The organism is Caballeronia grimmiae (assembly GCF_000698555.1).
Taxonomy (GTDB): domain Bacteria; phylum Pseudomonadota; class Gammaproteobacteria; order Burkholderiales; family Burkholderiaceae; genus Caballeronia; species Caballeronia grimmiae.
Genome location: NZ_JFHE01000067.1, coordinates 1 through 14,720 on the forward strand (window position 1 = coordinate 1; position 14,720 = coordinate 14,720).

Sequence of the window (14,720 nt, forward strand, 5' to 3'; positions counted from 1 at the left end):
CACGCGCGCCGCAGCCGAGAAGCCGTAGGCGCGCTCGCCCAGATAGATCTGGTTCATGTACAGCTCGAGAATCTGGTCCTTGGTCAGCGCCCGCTCGATCTTGTACGCGAGCAACATCTCGTAGATCTTGCGCGTGTACGTTTTTTCGCTCGACAGGAAGAAGTTGCGCGCCACCTGCATCGTGATCGTGCTCGCGCCCTGCGATGCGCCGCCGTGCATCAGGTCCGTCACGCCGGCCCGCAGAATGCCGAGGAAATCGACGCCGCCGTGATCGTAGAAGCGATAGTCCTCGATCGCGAGCACCGCTTTCTTCATCTGATCAGGAATGTCCTGAAAGCGCACGAGGCTGCGCCGCTCTTCGCCGAATTCGCCGATCAGCACGTGATCGGACGTGTAGACGCGCAGCGGCACCTTGGGCCGATAGTCGATGAGCGCGTTGAGCGACGGCAGGTTGGGCTCCATCACAACGAGCGCGTAGCCGACGATCAGCGCGCCGACCACGGCGGCGATCGCCGCAAGGCTCGCGAACCACATCGCGATGCGGCCGAAGGGCGAGCGTCCGCGATCGCGTCCGCCACGGCTGTTGCGGCCATTGCCGCCGTTGCCGCCATTGCGTCCGCCGCCGTCGCGGTTGCCGCCCGCGTCGTCACGTGAGTCGTTGCGTGAGTCGTTCCAGCGAGGCTCGCGATCGTATCGCGATGTTTTAGAGGAGTCGGGACGTTTAATGATAGGCATGACTGGGATGGTTCGGCGCGCGTGCAGGCGCGCGCTGCGTCGCTGATCGATGCGCCGGCGAATGCAAGACGCAGACTTGGCAAAGAAGAGACGAGCGGATGAGCGGGCCGGTATCGACCGTAGGTAACTGCGCATTTTAAAGAATTCGGCCACGCAACTACAAAACCGGCAGCATTTTTTTGTAAGTAAATGACGCCGCTCCTCTCGCGCGCACCGCTCAGGGAAAACGCGCGGTTACCCACAGAAAGTGTTGAGAGCCTTGTGGACAACCTTATGAGAAAATAGCCAAGCCATTGATCGGGCGCGGTTTTCCCTGCCCGCTCATGCGCTGCCCACGGAGGCGCAAATGGCGGCGAATTGCAGGGCCGCGTGCGCGCACACTGGCGCTGCGAACCGATATGATGGATGCTCGTTTTACCCGCCGCCCGGCGGCAAACGATCGCGATAATGAAGTGACGCCGTTTCGATTCTCAGGACTGCGCTTGCTATGTTTGCAATCGCCTTACTGTCTGCGAGCCGCTCATGACGACCAAGCCAACCGAACGCATCGTTGTATTCGTGACCCCCGCGCAGAAGCTCGCCATCAGCAAGACTGCGGACGATCTCGGCGTCAGCGTGAGTGAGCTGATGCGGCGCGCGGTGCTCAACTTCAATGCGACGAGCGAGCAGATCAAGGCCGCGGGCATCGTCGATCGCCTGCGTGCGCCGAAAGCGCCCGATCCCCTTGATGTCGCGCTGCGCAGCGTCGCAGCCAAAGCCGCGGCCCGCGAAGCACGCGAGGCGGCCAACGCGAACAGGCGCGCGGCGCTAACGCCCATCGCGCCGGGTTTATCGACAGCGGAACCCATCCATCCCGCCGATGCCGAACCTGCAGGCGAAGACGCGTCGCTGACCGGCGACGGACGCGCCGGCCACTGAGTCAACGTGCGTCTTTCGAGTGCCGCCTTCTCGCCGCGGCATGCGCCCGCGCGTCGTTACACTCCTTAACGTTGCTTAAGTCCACGTTAAGTCGCGGCGTGCTCTAATACACGGGGTAAACCCGGGACGAACGTGACGCGCACGCGGCTTGCAAACCGCCCGATGCCCCTCACATTCGACGCGCATACACAAGTCCATGCGCGCCTACGCGCAACGCATGCAGCGGTTCCATCAAGGAGAAATACATGTCGCTTTTCGATTCCATCTCGCGCACCGTCAAAGGCCTTCTGAACGATGCCGCCGACACCATGCAGGACCCGTCGCGCGACGCACGCCAGATCGTGCGCGAACTCGACGACAGCATCGGCAAGGCGGAGAATTCGCTCATCGAAATCGAGGCGCAGGTCGCCACGCAGCAAAGCAAGCGCGACGCCGCCGCGGACAAGGCGAAGAAGTACGAAGACGGCGCAAAGCGCGCATTGCAGGGCGGCGACGAAGCCCTCGCACGCGAGGCGCTGGCGGCGCAAGCCAACGCCGAAACGGAGCGCGACGCGCTCGCAGCCGAACTGCTGACGCTCGTGCCTTCGGTCGATCATCTCAAGCAGCAGATCGCCGACATGCGCCAGCGCCGTAACGATCTCAACGCGCGCTCGAACATCCTGCAGGCGAAGCAGCAGATCGCGCAGGCGAAGGACACGGCTGCGACGGCGCTCGGCGGCATCGGCGGAAAGAATCTGTCGGAAGACTTCCAGAAGCTCGAAGACAAGGTGCAGCTTGCGAACGCCCGCTCGGACGCGCGCCTCAATTCCGCCGATCAAAAGTCCGGCAAGGCGCTCGACGACAAGCTGGCGGAACTCAATCGCGGGCCGTCGGTGGAAGACCGTCTCGAAGCGCTCAAGAAGCAGTTGAACACGCCCGCGCAGTAATGACGCGAATCGCCGGCGCGGGGCAAGGCTCGTTGCAAGGCTCGTTGTTTAAGCCGGGCATCCGCCTTGCGTCGGCTTGGTATCTGGCAATTCGCACGGGACCGGAGTGGAATGCTCCGGTCGACAATGGAGACGGGCGTTTATCGCGTCCGGCCCGCTCATGAAAAAAACTCTGACGGCTCTGGCCTTATCGATGTCCATCGCGCTGTCCGTCGCGTCGCCGCTCGCGTTTGCGGTGCCGACGGCGCAGCAGGTCGAGCAATCGATGACGCAGGGCAACTGGCGGCAAGCCGATGCGCAATTGAGCGAAGTGCTCGAAGCGCATCCGAACAACGCCCACGCGCATTATCTGTATGCGCAGGTGCTCGATCGCGAAGGCCGCTATAGCGATGCGCTCTCGCACCTGCAACAGGCGAGATCGCTCGATCCTTCCATCAAGTTCACGGACCCGTCGCGGTTCGCGTCGACCGAGGCGCGTATCCGCAACGACGCCAGCCGCGCCAGCACGAACACCACCACGAACACGACGACGAATCGCAGCTCGAACGGCTCCGCTACGCAGAACCCGTTCAATCCGGGTCAGGCGGCGGCGCCCCAGTCGCATGGACCGTCGATGGGCATGTGGATCGGTCTCGCCGTTCTGATCGGCGCGATTGCGCTCGTGTTGCGCTGGGGGCTGCGTCGCGCCCGCGCCCGCGACGATGGCCGCGCCGACGACGATCGCCGCGGGCAAATGAAGCGCGCGACCGAACTGCTGAACGACGTGCGCACGCTGAAGCTCGACGTGAAGCTCTCCACCGCGCCGGGCCACGAAGCGCTGCTGCGCGACGTCGAAGGCACGGAGGCGCAGTTGCGCGAGATGGTCGAAGCGCTGTCGAACTCGAAGAATCCAGTGCCGCCGTACGCGATCGACGATCTCGCCAATCAGGTGGAAAGTCTCAAGGCGCGCGCGGAAGGCCGGCCCGATCCGAACGCGGCTCAGCCGGGCTCGGCGGGACCGTCGCCGTACGCCCAGGAAGCCGATCGATTCGGGCGCTACCAGCAGCAGCCGTATCCGCAACAGGGACAACAGGCACCCTATCCGCAGCAGGGACAGCAGCCGCCCGTCATCATCCAGCAAGGCGGCGGCGGTTTCGGCGGCGGCATGGGCGGGCTTCTGACCGGTGTGTTGCTGGGCCAGGCGCTCTCGCACGGGCGTGATCGTGTGATCGAGCGCGATGTTCCGGTCGAGCAACGCAATGATGGCGGCAACGGCGGCTTCGACTTCGGCAACAATGGTCTTGGCGACGCTGGCGGAGGCGGAGGCGGAGGCGGCCTCGATTTGGGCACCGGCTCCAACGACTGGAACGACAATAGCGGCGGAGGCGTCGACCTCGGCAGCAACAACGACGACAACTGGCGCGACTCCTGATCGTGGTCATCGACTGAACTGCGTCGCATCAAGCAAAGGCCCCGTTTGACGGGGCCTTTCTCTTTGCGGCGAGCGGTTCAACCGCCGCCGAGAAAGCGCAGCAGCGCCCAAAGAAACTTGAAGAAGCCGACGATGAACTCCCAGATGCGCTCGAGCTGGTCCCAGTTCGCTACGCCCAGCACAGTCTGAAGCATCATGCGGCAGTGCCTGAAAGAGACATCGGAAAAAACAAGGGCGGCTTTCGCCGCCCCGCTGCGATTGCAAAGATCGCATGATAACAATCGACGGACGCCTCAACCGCCCGACTTGCTCTCGCCCTGCTCCGGCGGCACTTCATCCGTCAAAGCTTCTTCCAGCCCTTCGATGATCCGCTGCGTCGCGCCGCGCGCCTGAAGCGCGAACAATAGCAGCGAGCGGCCCGTCACCTGATACACCTCGCCGGCTTCGAATGTCGGCAGTTCCTCGCGGATCGGCGCGTTCGTGTCGATCAGACAGCTCCACTGGTCCGGCCCGGGGATATCCGGCAACGTGAAGTCGACGACATCGTGATACGCGTTCATCACCAGCAGCAGCGTCGCGTCCGATGCCGGCTTGCGAATGCCCGTCGCCTGCGCGCGGCCATCGATGACGAGCCCGAAGCAGCGCATGCCCGGATCGTCCCATTGCTCGGGCGTGAGCGTATCGCCGCTCGGACTCAGCCACTTCACGTCGGCGACATCCATGTCCTCGCGATACGCGCCCGTCAGGAAACGCTGGCGGCGCAGCACCGGCAGCGTGTGGCGCAGCGTCGTCAGCTTGCGGACGAACTCGGTCAGCGCGCGGCCGTCGTCGTCGATGTCCCAGTTGACCCAGCTGATCTCGTTGTCCTGACAGTACGCGTTGTTGTTGCCTTGCTGCGTGCGGCCGAATTCGTCGCCGGCGAGAACCATCGGCGTGCCTTGCGAAAACAGCAGCGTCGCGAGCAGATTGCGCTTCTGGCGTTCGCGCAAGGTGCGGATTTCCGGGTCGTCGGTCGGGCCTTCGACGCCGCAGTTCCACGACTTGTTGTCCGAATGGCCGTCCTTGTTGTCCTCGCCGTTCGCCTCGTTATGCTTTTCGTTGTAGGAGACGAGGTCGTTGAGCGTGAAGCCGTCGTGCGCGGTGATGAAGTTCACGCTCGCCCACGGACGACGCCCGCGCTTGTTGAATTTGTCGCCGGACGCGGTGATGCGCTTCGCGAGGTCCGCTGCTTCGCCCTCGTCGCCCTTCCAGAAACCGCGCACGGTATCGCGATAACGGTCGTTCCATTCCGCCCAGCCCGGCGGGAATCCACCGACCTGATAGCCGCCGGGACCGCAATCCCACGGCTCCGCGATGAGCTTGACGCTGGAAAGAATCGGGTCTTGCCGGCAACTGTCGAGGAACCCGCCGCCTTCGTCGAAACCGTACGGCTCGCGGCCCAGAATCGTCGCGAGATCGAAGCGGAAGCCGTCGACGTTCATCTCCGTCACCCAGTAGCGCAGGCTGTCGGTGACCATCTGCAGCACGCGCGGATGCGATAGATTGAGCGTGTTGCCGGTGCCGGTATCGTTGATGTAGTAGCGCGACTGCTCCGGCATCAACCGGTAGTACGACGCGTTGTCGATACCCCGGAACGACAGCGTCGGCCCGCGCTCGTTGCCTTCGGCGGTGTGGTTGTAGACCACGTCGAGAATCACTTCGAGCCCGGCCTCGTGCAGCCGGTCGACCATTTCCTTGAATTCGGCGACGACGCCCGCGCCGCGCGCAAAGAAGCGCGGGTCAGCCGCGAAGAAGCCGATCGTGTTATAGCCCCAGTAGTTCGTGAGGCCCTTGTCGAGCAGATAGCTGTCGTTCACGAACGCGTGGATCGGCAGCAGTTCGACCGACGTCACGCCCAGGCTCTTGATGTAGTCGACCACTTCCTTCTGTCCGAGCCCTTCGAACGTGCCGCGCATGTGCTCCGGAACCGCCGGATGCCGCTTCGTATAACCGCGCACATGGGTTTCGTAGAAGATCGTGTGTTCCCACGGCACGCGTGCGCGCGTCGCGTGCGTCCAGGTGAAGTTCTGATCGACGACCTGACACTTCTGCATGAACGGCGCGCTGTCGCGTTCGTCGAAGGTGAGATCGTCGCCTTCCGCGTTGAGCGTGTAGCCGAACACGGCCGGGTCCCACTTCAACTCGCCGACATGCGCCTTCGCGTACGGATCGAGCAGCAGCTTGTTCGGATTGAAACGATGGCCGGCTTCCGGCTCGTACGGGCCATGCACGCGATAGCCGTAGACGGCGCCGGGCGCGAGGCCCTGCACGTAGACGTGCCACACTTCGTCGGTGTACTCGGGCAGTTCGATGCGCTGCGTTTCCTGTTCGCCCTTTTCGTCGAAGAGGCAGAGTTCGACCTTGGTTGCGTTCGCGGAGAACAGGGCGAAGTTGACGCCCTTTCCGTCCCACGTCGCGCCGAGCGGAAACGGGGAGCCTTCGGCAATGCGATATTCGTTCGGCATGAGATGATAGTTCGATGAGTTGACGCGCACTGCGTCGGGAAAGAGTCAGCCGCATTGCACGGCGAAATGGGCTTACTTCGTGTGTTGTCGATCGGGTCAGCAGTGAGCAAGCTGCGTACCCGGCGTTTTCACCGCGACTGGCGCGATACATGCTGCGCCTTCCGTTTCATCGCTCGCCGCAGGAGAACACGCTTGTCCACGCGCCTCAGCTCCATCTCCACGACAACCGCCGTCGGCACCGCCGAGCAAAGCCGGGCGGCCGGCCGCGCGCTGCGCGACGCCGTTCCGTTCGACGCGCACGGCGCCTGGCAGCCGGAGCCGGATCGCCCCGATCCCGTGGAGCGCGTGCTCGCGGGCAACGCGGGACGACAGGAACGCCTGCTGCCGCTGCGCATGGCGCGCATGGCCGAATCGCCGTTCTCGTTCCTGCGCGGCTCGGCGACCGTGATGGCGTGGGATCTCGCGAGATCGCCGTCGATCGGCCACAACGTCATCATCGACGGCGACGCGCACATCAATAATTTCGGGCTTTTTCGCACGCCGCGTCAGGACGTCGTGTTCGATCTGAACGATTTCGACGAGACGCTCGTCGGTCCGTGGGAATGGGACCTCAAGCGCCTGACCGCGAGCATCAACGTCGCGGCCCGCGAAAATGGCGTCGATATGCCGGGGCGCGACCGTGCGGTGCGCTCGGCGTGCGCGGCGTATCGAACCACGATGGAAAAGCTCTGGCGCGTGAGTCCTTACGATCTCTGGAACATGCGCTCGTATGCGAGCGCGCTGCACATCGACGCACCGACCGCGCTCACCGACGACGAGAAGGCCACCGTGCAGAAAACCGTCGAGCGCGCGATGAAACGCTCGCACGCGACGATGCTCGCCAAGGTCGCGGAGCCGGTCGGCAAAAGCTGGCGCTTCATCGTTGATCCGCCGATCCTCACCAGGCTCGACGCCGCCGAGAAGAACCATGTCATCGACGGTCTCAAGGCTTATCTGCAGACCATCGCGGGCGAGTGGCGCATGATGCTCGAACGGTACGACGTCGTCGATGTCGCGCATCGCGTGGTCGGCGTCGGCAGTGTCGGCACGCGTGCGTATCTCGTGCTGATGCTCGGCCGCGCGCTCGGCGATCCGCTCTTCATTCAGGTGAAGGAAGGCATCGTGCCGGCCGCCGCGCCCTTCGTGCCGCCGCTCGAGGAGCCGTATCGTCACCAGGGCAGGCGCGTCGTGCATGGACAACGGCTGTTGCAAAGCTCGTCCGATCCGCTGCTCGGCTGGACGACCATCGCCGGGCGCGATTTCTACGTACGCCAGATGAAGCAGATTCGCGGCTCCATTCCCGTCGACTGGCTGCACGGCGCGACCTTCGACTTCTACGCGTGGTGCCTCGGACTGCTGCTCGCCCGCGCGCACGCCCGCACCGGCGACGCCGCGCTCATCGCCGGCTATTGCGGCAGCTCCGACCGGCTCGACGCCGCGTACGCGATGTGGGCCGAGCGCTACGGCGCGCAGACCGTGGCGGATCACGCGGCGTTTTGCGCGGCAATCAGCGTCGGGCGAGTAAAAGCGGCCTGACGACCGGTCGACTCGCCGACGCGCCGGCCCGAAACCGGCGGCTCGTGGCTCGATTGACTATCATGGCGAGGCCACGCAACGATGCAACGTGCATGGCCGCGCCCCGGCGGTGTCGCTCATATCAATCGTTTCGGACTTTAAAAGGAGAAAGCCGCGCATGAGCATGATCCAGGAATTCAAGAACTTCGCTCTCAAGGGCAACGTGATGGACCTCGCGGTCGGGGTGATCATCGGCGGTGCGTTTTCGACGATCGTGAACTCCGTCGTGAAGGATCTGATCATGCCGGTCGTCGGGCTCGCGACCGGCGGCCTCGACTTCTCGAATCTATTCGTCCGGCTCGGTCACATCCCCCCGACTTTCAAAGGCAACCCCGATTCGTACAAGGACTTGCAGACGGCGGGCGTCGCGGTGTTCGGCTACGGCTCGTTCATCACCGTGCTGATCAATTTCATCATCCTCGCGTTCATCATCTTCATGATGGTCAGGTTCATCAACAATCTGCGCAAGCCTGAACAAACCGCGCCCGCCACGACGCCGGAAGACGTGCTGCTGCTGCGCGAAATCCGCGATGAGCTCAAGAAATCGCCGCGCGTCTAGCCGGATATTCCCGCCTTACGGCGCTTCGCGCGCCTTGACTCGCTGATCCCCTCGCGGCGCGTACATCTCAGGTGCGCGCCGCTTCGTTCGTACGGCCGCTTTTTTCTTCGTGAAGGCTATTCGCACGGCTAGCAGCAGGTCTATTATTGAGACAGAAGTCAGATCGACACCCATAGGGGAATGCCGAGGGGATACCAGCGGGCCGCCAAGGTCATCGGCACGATTCGTGCGCGTCACGTGCGCATCGGCAACCAGCCGGGCGCATGTCTCGACGGCCCGATTCACCGTGACCTGATCACATCGATGCGCTATAAAAGATCGACGTGCGGCACGCAAGACGGGAGTGGCCGCATGAGGACGCTGCGTTTTCTGCAATTCTTTTTCAGGCGAATTTTTATGTCCTTCCCGAAAAAGCGTAGACGCGTGAAGGCCGATGGCGATGAATCGTTTCTCGCCGTGCTGCGGCATTTCAAGCCGTTCGGCCAGCTGGATACCAAGATTGCACGCGCTCGCGCGCAGGACGAACCGGTGCTCTATGCACACGTACTGCCGGGACTCGATGTCCTGCTGTGCAGCGTGCGCGGCGCCCAGCCGCCCTATCCGGCCATCGACGAGCTGCACAGGCGCTGCGTCGAATCCATCACGAATGCACTGGAGCAGCCGCTCGACGGACTCGAGAACGGCGGCTACTGGTATGAGGCGAACGGGTTCGGTTTCCTTGTATTCGCAAGCCGCGCCCGCACGCAGATCCTGAGCGAGTTCGGTGCGACGGCAACGGCGCGCACGCGCCGGGGCACGCGCCGTCAGGACGCCGGCGACGCGGCTTCGCGTCCGCTGCGGTAGCGCTTGTCGGACCGATTTCCCCGTTGTTCGTCGTCGTTGTGCCCCGTGAACCGGGGCACGGCAGCGGCGCGTTCGCGCGGCTGGTTTTCTTCGGCGTGGCGCGTGTCTTGCTGCGTTGCGGCTTCGGACACATCACAAGGAGAACATCATGACGGAACACGTCTATAAGCAGATCGAACTCACTGGCTCGTCGACGCAGTCGAGCGATGACGCCGTGCGCGTCGCGCTGGCGAAGGCATCGAAGACGTTGCGCAACATGCATTGGTTCGAAGTGACGGAAACACGCGGACACATCGAAAACGGTCAGGTCCTGCACTGGCAGGTGACGATCAAGGTCGGTCTGCGCATCGAAGACTGACTCGAGCGTTTTCTCGACCGCTATCAAGAAAAAACCGCGCCTCATGGGCGCGGTTTGTCGTTTGGCGAGAGTACAACAGCCGCTTACTTCGGCAGCGAGCCGTCCACGCCTTCCACGTACCAGTTGATCCGCTGCAATTCCGGATCGGACAGCGTCTTGCCGGCCGGCACCTTCTCCGCGCCCGACTGATCCTTGATCGGGCCGCTGAACACATCCCACTTGCCCGTGTGCAGTTCTTCGCGCTTTGCAGCGATAGCCTGCATCGCCTTCGCCGGAATCGCGCCGCTGTTCAGGTCTTCCAGGTCCACGGCCTTCTGCGGGATGCCGAGCCAGACCGGATCGTTCTTCCACTTGCCGTCCAAGACCTTCTGGATCACGTCGCTGTAGTACACGCCCCAGTGCGCAACCACGGAGCCGAGATGGGCGTTCGGGCCGAACTTCTTCATGTTCGAATCCCAGCCGAACGCGTAGACGTGCTTTTCGTTCGCGGTATTGAGCGTGGCGTTGGAATCGGTGTTCTGCAACAGCACGTCCGCGCCCTGCCCGATCAGCGTTTCAGCCGCCTGCTTTTCCTTGCCCGGATCGAACCAGCTGTTGATCCAGATGACCTTCGTGTGGACCTTCGGATTCACCGAACGCGCGCCCATCGTGTATGCGTTGATGTTGCGGACGACTTCGGGAATCGGCACCGATGCGACGAAGCCGAGCGTGTTGGTCTTCGTCACATAGCCGGCAGCGACGCCTGCCAGATACGCGCCCTGATACATGCGCACGTCGTACGTGCCGAAGTTCTTCGCTTTCTTGAAGCCGGTCGCCGACAGGAAGACCGTATCCGGAAAGTCCTTCGCCACTTTCAGCGCGAAATCCTGGTAGCCGAAGCTGGTCGCGAAGATGACCTTGTTGCCCTTGTTCGCGAGATCGCGGAAGACGCGCTCGGAGTCCGCCGATTCCGGAACGTTCTCGACGCGCGTGATCTTGATCTTGCTGCCGTACTTCGCTTCGGCTTCCTTCGTGCCGGCGTCGTGCGCGAACGTCCAGCCCGCATCGCCCGGATTGCCGAGATAAACGAATGCGACGCCCGGGGTATCGGCGGCCTGCGCGCTCGCCGCCGCGAGCGTCGCGGACAGCGCGACCGTGGCCGTGATCGCCTTCAGTCCTGCTTTATTCATTGCGTGATTCTCCTCGTGAATGTTGTATGCAACACAGAAACGGTTCGCTTGAAGTTTGTTCTGTCAAAAAACACGGCGATAGCGCCGGCATGCGATGCGGCTTGCCCGCAACGGCACCGCGCGCAGTTCACGAAATGGTTCTTTGCATGCGGCGCGTTGCATGCAAAAGACCGCATGCAGAAAACCAAAGCCTTGGCCCATCAACTCGCCGCGAAAAACGGCTTGCCGAGCGATGCCGGCGCGTTGAGCTTGATCGTGTTCGGATTGCGCGAAATCAGCACGAGCACGACGATGGTCGCGATATACGGAAGCATCGCGAGGAACTGCGTCGGCACCGGCACGCCGATGGCCTGTGCGTAGAACTGCAGCGCCATCACCGCGCCGAAGAGCAGCGCGCCGATGAGCAGCCGCCCGGGCCGCCACGTTGCGAACACGACGAGCGCAAGCGCAATCCAGCCGCGCCCCGACGTCAACTGCTCCTGCCAGACGTGCAGATAGACGATCGAGTAATAGCCGCCCGCGATGCCGGCCATCGCTCCGCCGAAGAGGGTCGCGCCGTAACGCACGCCGACCACCGGAAAGCCGACCGAATGCGCGACCGCCGGCGATTCGCCGACCGAGCGCAGCACGAGCCCCGCCCGCGTCTTGTACAGAAACCAGCCGATCAGCGCGAACATCGCGAACGCAAGGTAGCCGAGCGGCGTCAGCGAGAAGATCGCGGGGCCGAGCACGGGAATGCTGGAGAGGCCCGGAATCGGCATCACGTCGATACCGGCGCGCACCGCAGCCGACGTGTACGGCTTGCCGACGTACGCCGAGAAGCCGATGCCGAAGATCGTGAGCGACAGGCCCGTCGCGACCTGATTCGCGAGCATCGTAATGGTGAGAAAGCCGAACAGCAGCGCCATCGCGAGTCCCGCGAACACCGACGCGCCGATGCCGAGCCACGGGTTGCCGGTGATCGCGGTGACGGCGTAACCGGTGACCGCGCCCATCAGCATCATTCCCTCGACGCCGAGGTTGAGCACGCCCGATTTCTCCGCGACGAGCTCGCCCGCGCCCGCGAACATCAGCGGAATGGCCGCGACGACCGCACTCGACGCGAGATTGCTGGCTTGGTTGATGTCCATCTTCTTCTCTCTTAAGCGACGTGATGCGCGGGCGTGCGACGCCGGATGCGGTAATTGACGAAGAGATCGCAGCCGAGCAGGCAGAACAGCAGCAGGCCCTGGAACACGCCTGCCAGCGCCTGCGGCAATTGCAGCGACGTTTGCACCGCTTCGCCGCCGAGATAGAGCAGTGCCATCAAGAGACTGGCGAGCACGATGCCGACCGGATGCAGCCGTCCGACAAACACGACGATGATCGCCGTGAAGCCATAGCCCGGCGACCAGCTCGCCTGAAGCTGCCCGATCGGGCCAGCCACTTCGCCCATGCCGGCAAGTCCCGCGAGGCCGCCCGACAAGAGGAGCGACGTCCAGATCGTCTTCTTGTCGGAGAAGCCCGCGTAACGCGCGGCGAGCGGCGCGAGACCGCCGACGTTCATCCGGAAGCCCGCGAAACTCTTGCGCATGAAAAGCCAGACGAGCGGCACCGCGATTGCCGCGAGAAACACCGACGCATTGATGCGCGTGCCCTTGAGCCAGGTCCAGTGCCAGTCGCCGTACAGGCGCGGAAAGAGCGCATCGTCGACGAACATCGCGGAGATCGGAAAATTCATGCCTTCTGGGTCGCGCCACGGACCGCTCACCAGATAGATGAGCAGCTGTGTCGCGACATAGGTCAGCATCAGGCTGGTGAGAATTTCGTTGGTGTTGAAGCGGCTCTTGAGCAGCGCGGGAATCGCGGCCCAGGCCATGCCGCCCGCGACGCCGCCCGCCATCATCAGCGGCAGCGTCCACCAGCCGGAGGCATCGCCGGCATGAATCGCAATGCCGCCCGCGACGATCCCGCCAAGCAGCATCTGCCCTTCCGCGCCGATGTTCCACACGTTCGCGCGATAGCCGACCGCAAGCCCGAGCCCGATCAGGCACAGCGGCGAAGCCTTCAGCACTAGCTCCGACCAGCCATTCACGTTCGAAAGCGGTTCGATGAAGAACGCATGCATCGCACGCAGCGGGTCCTGGCCGACCACGCTGAAAATCAGAAAGCCGATGACGAGCGTCGCCACTGCGGCGATCACGGGCACGGCGAGCTGCATGACGCGCGACGGCGTCGGGCGCGCTTCGAGTCGAAAGGGAAAGATCATGCTTTGTGGCTCAAGGAGTCGGATTCGGCGGCGGCGGAGCGCTTGCCGTCGAAGAGGCCCGCCATGAAGAGGCCGATTTCCTCGGCGTTGGTCTCGCCCGTCGCGCGCACCGGCGAGAGCTTGCCGCGCGCAAGGACGGCGAGTCGGTCGCAAATGTCGAAGAGTTCTTCGAGTTCCTCGGAGATCACGAGAATGGCGACGCCTCGCGCCGCGAGATCGAGCAACTGCTGGCGGATGAAACCGGCCGCGCCGACATCGACGCCCCACGTCGGTTGCGCGACGACGAGCACCTTCGGCGCCTGCAATATCTCGCGCCCGACGATGAACTTCTGCAAGTTGCCGCCCGAAAGACTTTGAGCGAGCGCACCGCTGCCGCCGCAACGCACGTCGAATGCTTCTATGCAGCGGTCGGCGAATGCTTTCACCGCGTTCGATTTGATCCAGCCGCCGCGCACCAGCTGTTGACGATGCGCGGTCAGCAAGCCGTTATCGGCAAGCGACATCGCCGGAACCGCGCCGCGTCCGAGGCGTTCTTCGGGCACGAACGCAAAGCCGAGCCGCCGGCGCGCGCCTGCGGTAAGCGGCGCGGCGGGCGTCCCGCAGATGGCGACGGCATCGGGTGCGGCGTGACGATCGCGGATTTCCCCTGACAGCGCCGAGAGCAACTCCGCCTGGCCGTTGCCCGACACCCCGGCGATGCCGAAAATCTCGCCCGCCCGCACCCCGAACGACACGTTTTCCAGCGACGTGCCGAACGGATCGGGGCTCGCCACGGATAGATTCTTCACCGCGAGCAGCACATCGCCCGGCGTATGCGCGCGACGGGTGTAATCGGGCAGGCTGTGGCCGACCATCAGTTGCGCGAGCGACGCGTGCGTTTCCTGGCGCGGATCGACGTTGCCGGTCACGCGGCCGCCGCGCATCACGGTGGCGTTCTCGCAAAGCGACTGGATTTCGTCGAGCTTGTGGCTGATATAAAGGATGCTGCAGCCCTCCGCCGCGAGCCGGCGCAGGACCGTGAAGAGCTTTTGAACGGCTTGCGGCGTGAGCACGGACGTCGGTTCGTCCATGATGAGCAGACGCGGATTCTGCAACAGGCAGCGCACGATCTCCACGCGCTGACGCTCGCCGACCGTCAGGCTGTGAACGTGCCGCTGCGGATCGACATCGAGCCCATAGTCCGCCGATACCTCACGGATGCGCTTCGACAGCGCCTTCATGTCGAACTTGTCGTCGAGCGCGAGCGCGATGTTTTCAGCGACGGTCAGCGTCTCGAACAGCGAAAAGTGCTGAAACACCATGCCGATGCCGAGCTTGCGCGCTGCCGCCGGACTGCCGATTTCGACCGGTTCGCCCTGCCAGCGAATCTCGCCTTCATCCGGGCGCACCGCGCCGTAGATGATCTTCATCAGCGTGGATTTGCCCGCGCCGTTCT

At 63.7% G+C, this 14,720-nt stretch carries 12 protein-coding genes and 1 pseudogene; 7 read left to right on the forward strand and 6 right to left on the reverse strand.

Translation table 11 applies throughout. The features are described 5' to 3' along the window. The coding region (locus BG57_RS29455; RefSeq protein WP_035970606.1) for a transglycosylase domain-containing protein at positions 1-735 on the reverse strand (735 nt) is incomplete at its 3' end. A gap of 522 nt (positions 736-1,257) precedes the next feature. Here BG57_RS29455 and BG57_RS34405 point away from each other — a divergent pair. From BG57_RS34405 to BG57_RS29470, 3 genes and pseudogenes are all read left to right on the forward strand, one after another. After that, positions 1,258-1,485: pseudogene (locus BG57_RS34405) on the forward strand (plasmid mobilization protein); the annotation flags it as partial. A gap of 413 nt (positions 1,486-1,898) precedes the next feature. Further along, positions 1,899-2,579 carry a PspA/IM30 family protein gene (locus tag BG57_RS29465; RefSeq protein WP_035970610.1) on the forward strand — a complete coding sequence of 227 codons (681 nt, stop codon included), beginning with the start codon at positions 1,899-1,901 and terminating at the stop codon, positions 2,577-2,579. 160 nt (positions 2,580-2,739) lie between these two features. Beyond that, the gene (locus BG57_RS29470; RefSeq protein WP_035970612.1) at positions 2,740-3,990 is read left to right on the forward strand and encodes a tetratricopeptide repeat protein; all 1,251 of its coding nucleotides are present in this window, start codon (positions 2,740-2,742) and stop codon (positions 3,988-3,990) included. A gap of 293 nt (positions 3,991-4,283) precedes the next feature. Here BG57_RS29470 and glgX read toward each other — a convergent pair whose 3' ends face one another. After that, entirely contained in the window at positions 4,284-6,494 is a 2,211-nt protein-coding gene (glgX, locus tag BG57_RS29475; RefSeq protein WP_035970627.1) for a glycogen debranching protein GlgX, read from the reverse strand. 192 nt (positions 6,495-6,686) lie between these two features. Between glgX and BG57_RS29480 the strand changes: the two genes are divergently transcribed. The 4 genes from BG57_RS29480 to BG57_RS29495 all read left to right on the forward strand — a co-directional run bounded on the left by BG57_RS29480 (position 6,687) and on the right by BG57_RS29495 (position 9,868). Then, entirely contained in the window at positions 6,687-8,069 is a 1,383-nt protein-coding gene (locus BG57_RS29480; RefSeq protein ID WP_035970613.1) for a DUF2252 domain-containing protein, read from the forward strand. A gap of 157 nt (positions 8,070-8,226) precedes the next feature. Continuing rightward, a complete protein-coding gene (gene mscL, locus BG57_RS29485) occupies positions 8,227-8,667 on the forward strand; it encodes a large conductance mechanosensitive channel protein MscL (protein WP_035970616.1) in 441 nt (146 codons plus the stop codon). A 351-nt stretch (positions 8,668-9,018) separates the two neighbouring features. After that, positions 9,019-9,510, forward strand: coding sequence for a hypothetical protein (locus BG57_RS29490; RefSeq protein ID WP_035970630.1), 492 nt, complete (start codon positions 9,019-9,021; stop codon positions 9,508-9,510). A gap of 148 nt (positions 9,511-9,658) precedes the next feature. Continuing rightward, the gene (locus BG57_RS29495) at positions 9,659-9,868 is read left to right on the forward strand and encodes a dodecin (protein ID WP_035970618.1); all 210 of its coding nucleotides are present in this window, start codon (positions 9,659-9,661) and stop codon (positions 9,866-9,868) included. Positions 9,869-9,951: 83 nt separating this feature from the next. On the opposite strand, the gene BG57_RS29500 is transcribed toward BG57_RS29495, so the two are convergent. The 4 genes from BG57_RS29500 to BG57_RS29515 form a co-directional block, all read right to left on the reverse strand. Continuing rightward, positions 9,952-11,037: a BMP family ABC transporter substrate-binding protein gene (locus BG57_RS29500; protein ID WP_035970620.1), complete on the reverse strand. Its 1,086-nt coding sequence runs from the start codon at positions 11,035-11,037 to the stop codon at positions 9,952-9,954. 200 nt (positions 11,038-11,237) lie between these two features. After that, positions 11,238-12,167, reverse strand: coding sequence for an ABC transporter permease (locus BG57_RS29505; protein WP_035970622.1), 930 nt, complete (start codon positions 12,165-12,167; stop codon positions 11,238-11,240). A gap of 11 nt (positions 12,168-12,178) precedes the next feature. Then, positions 12,179-13,285: an ABC transporter permease gene (locus tag BG57_RS29510; RefSeq protein WP_035970623.1), complete on the reverse strand. Its 1,107-nt coding sequence runs from the start codon at positions 13,283-13,285 to the stop codon at positions 12,179-12,181. Continuing rightward, positions 13,282-14,720, reverse strand: a 1,439-nt coding sequence (locus tag BG57_RS29515; protein ID WP_035970625.1) for an ABC transporter ATP-binding protein, incomplete at its 5' end; no start/stop codon positions are given. The genes BG57_RS29515 and BG57_RS29510, both read right to left, overlap by 4 nt.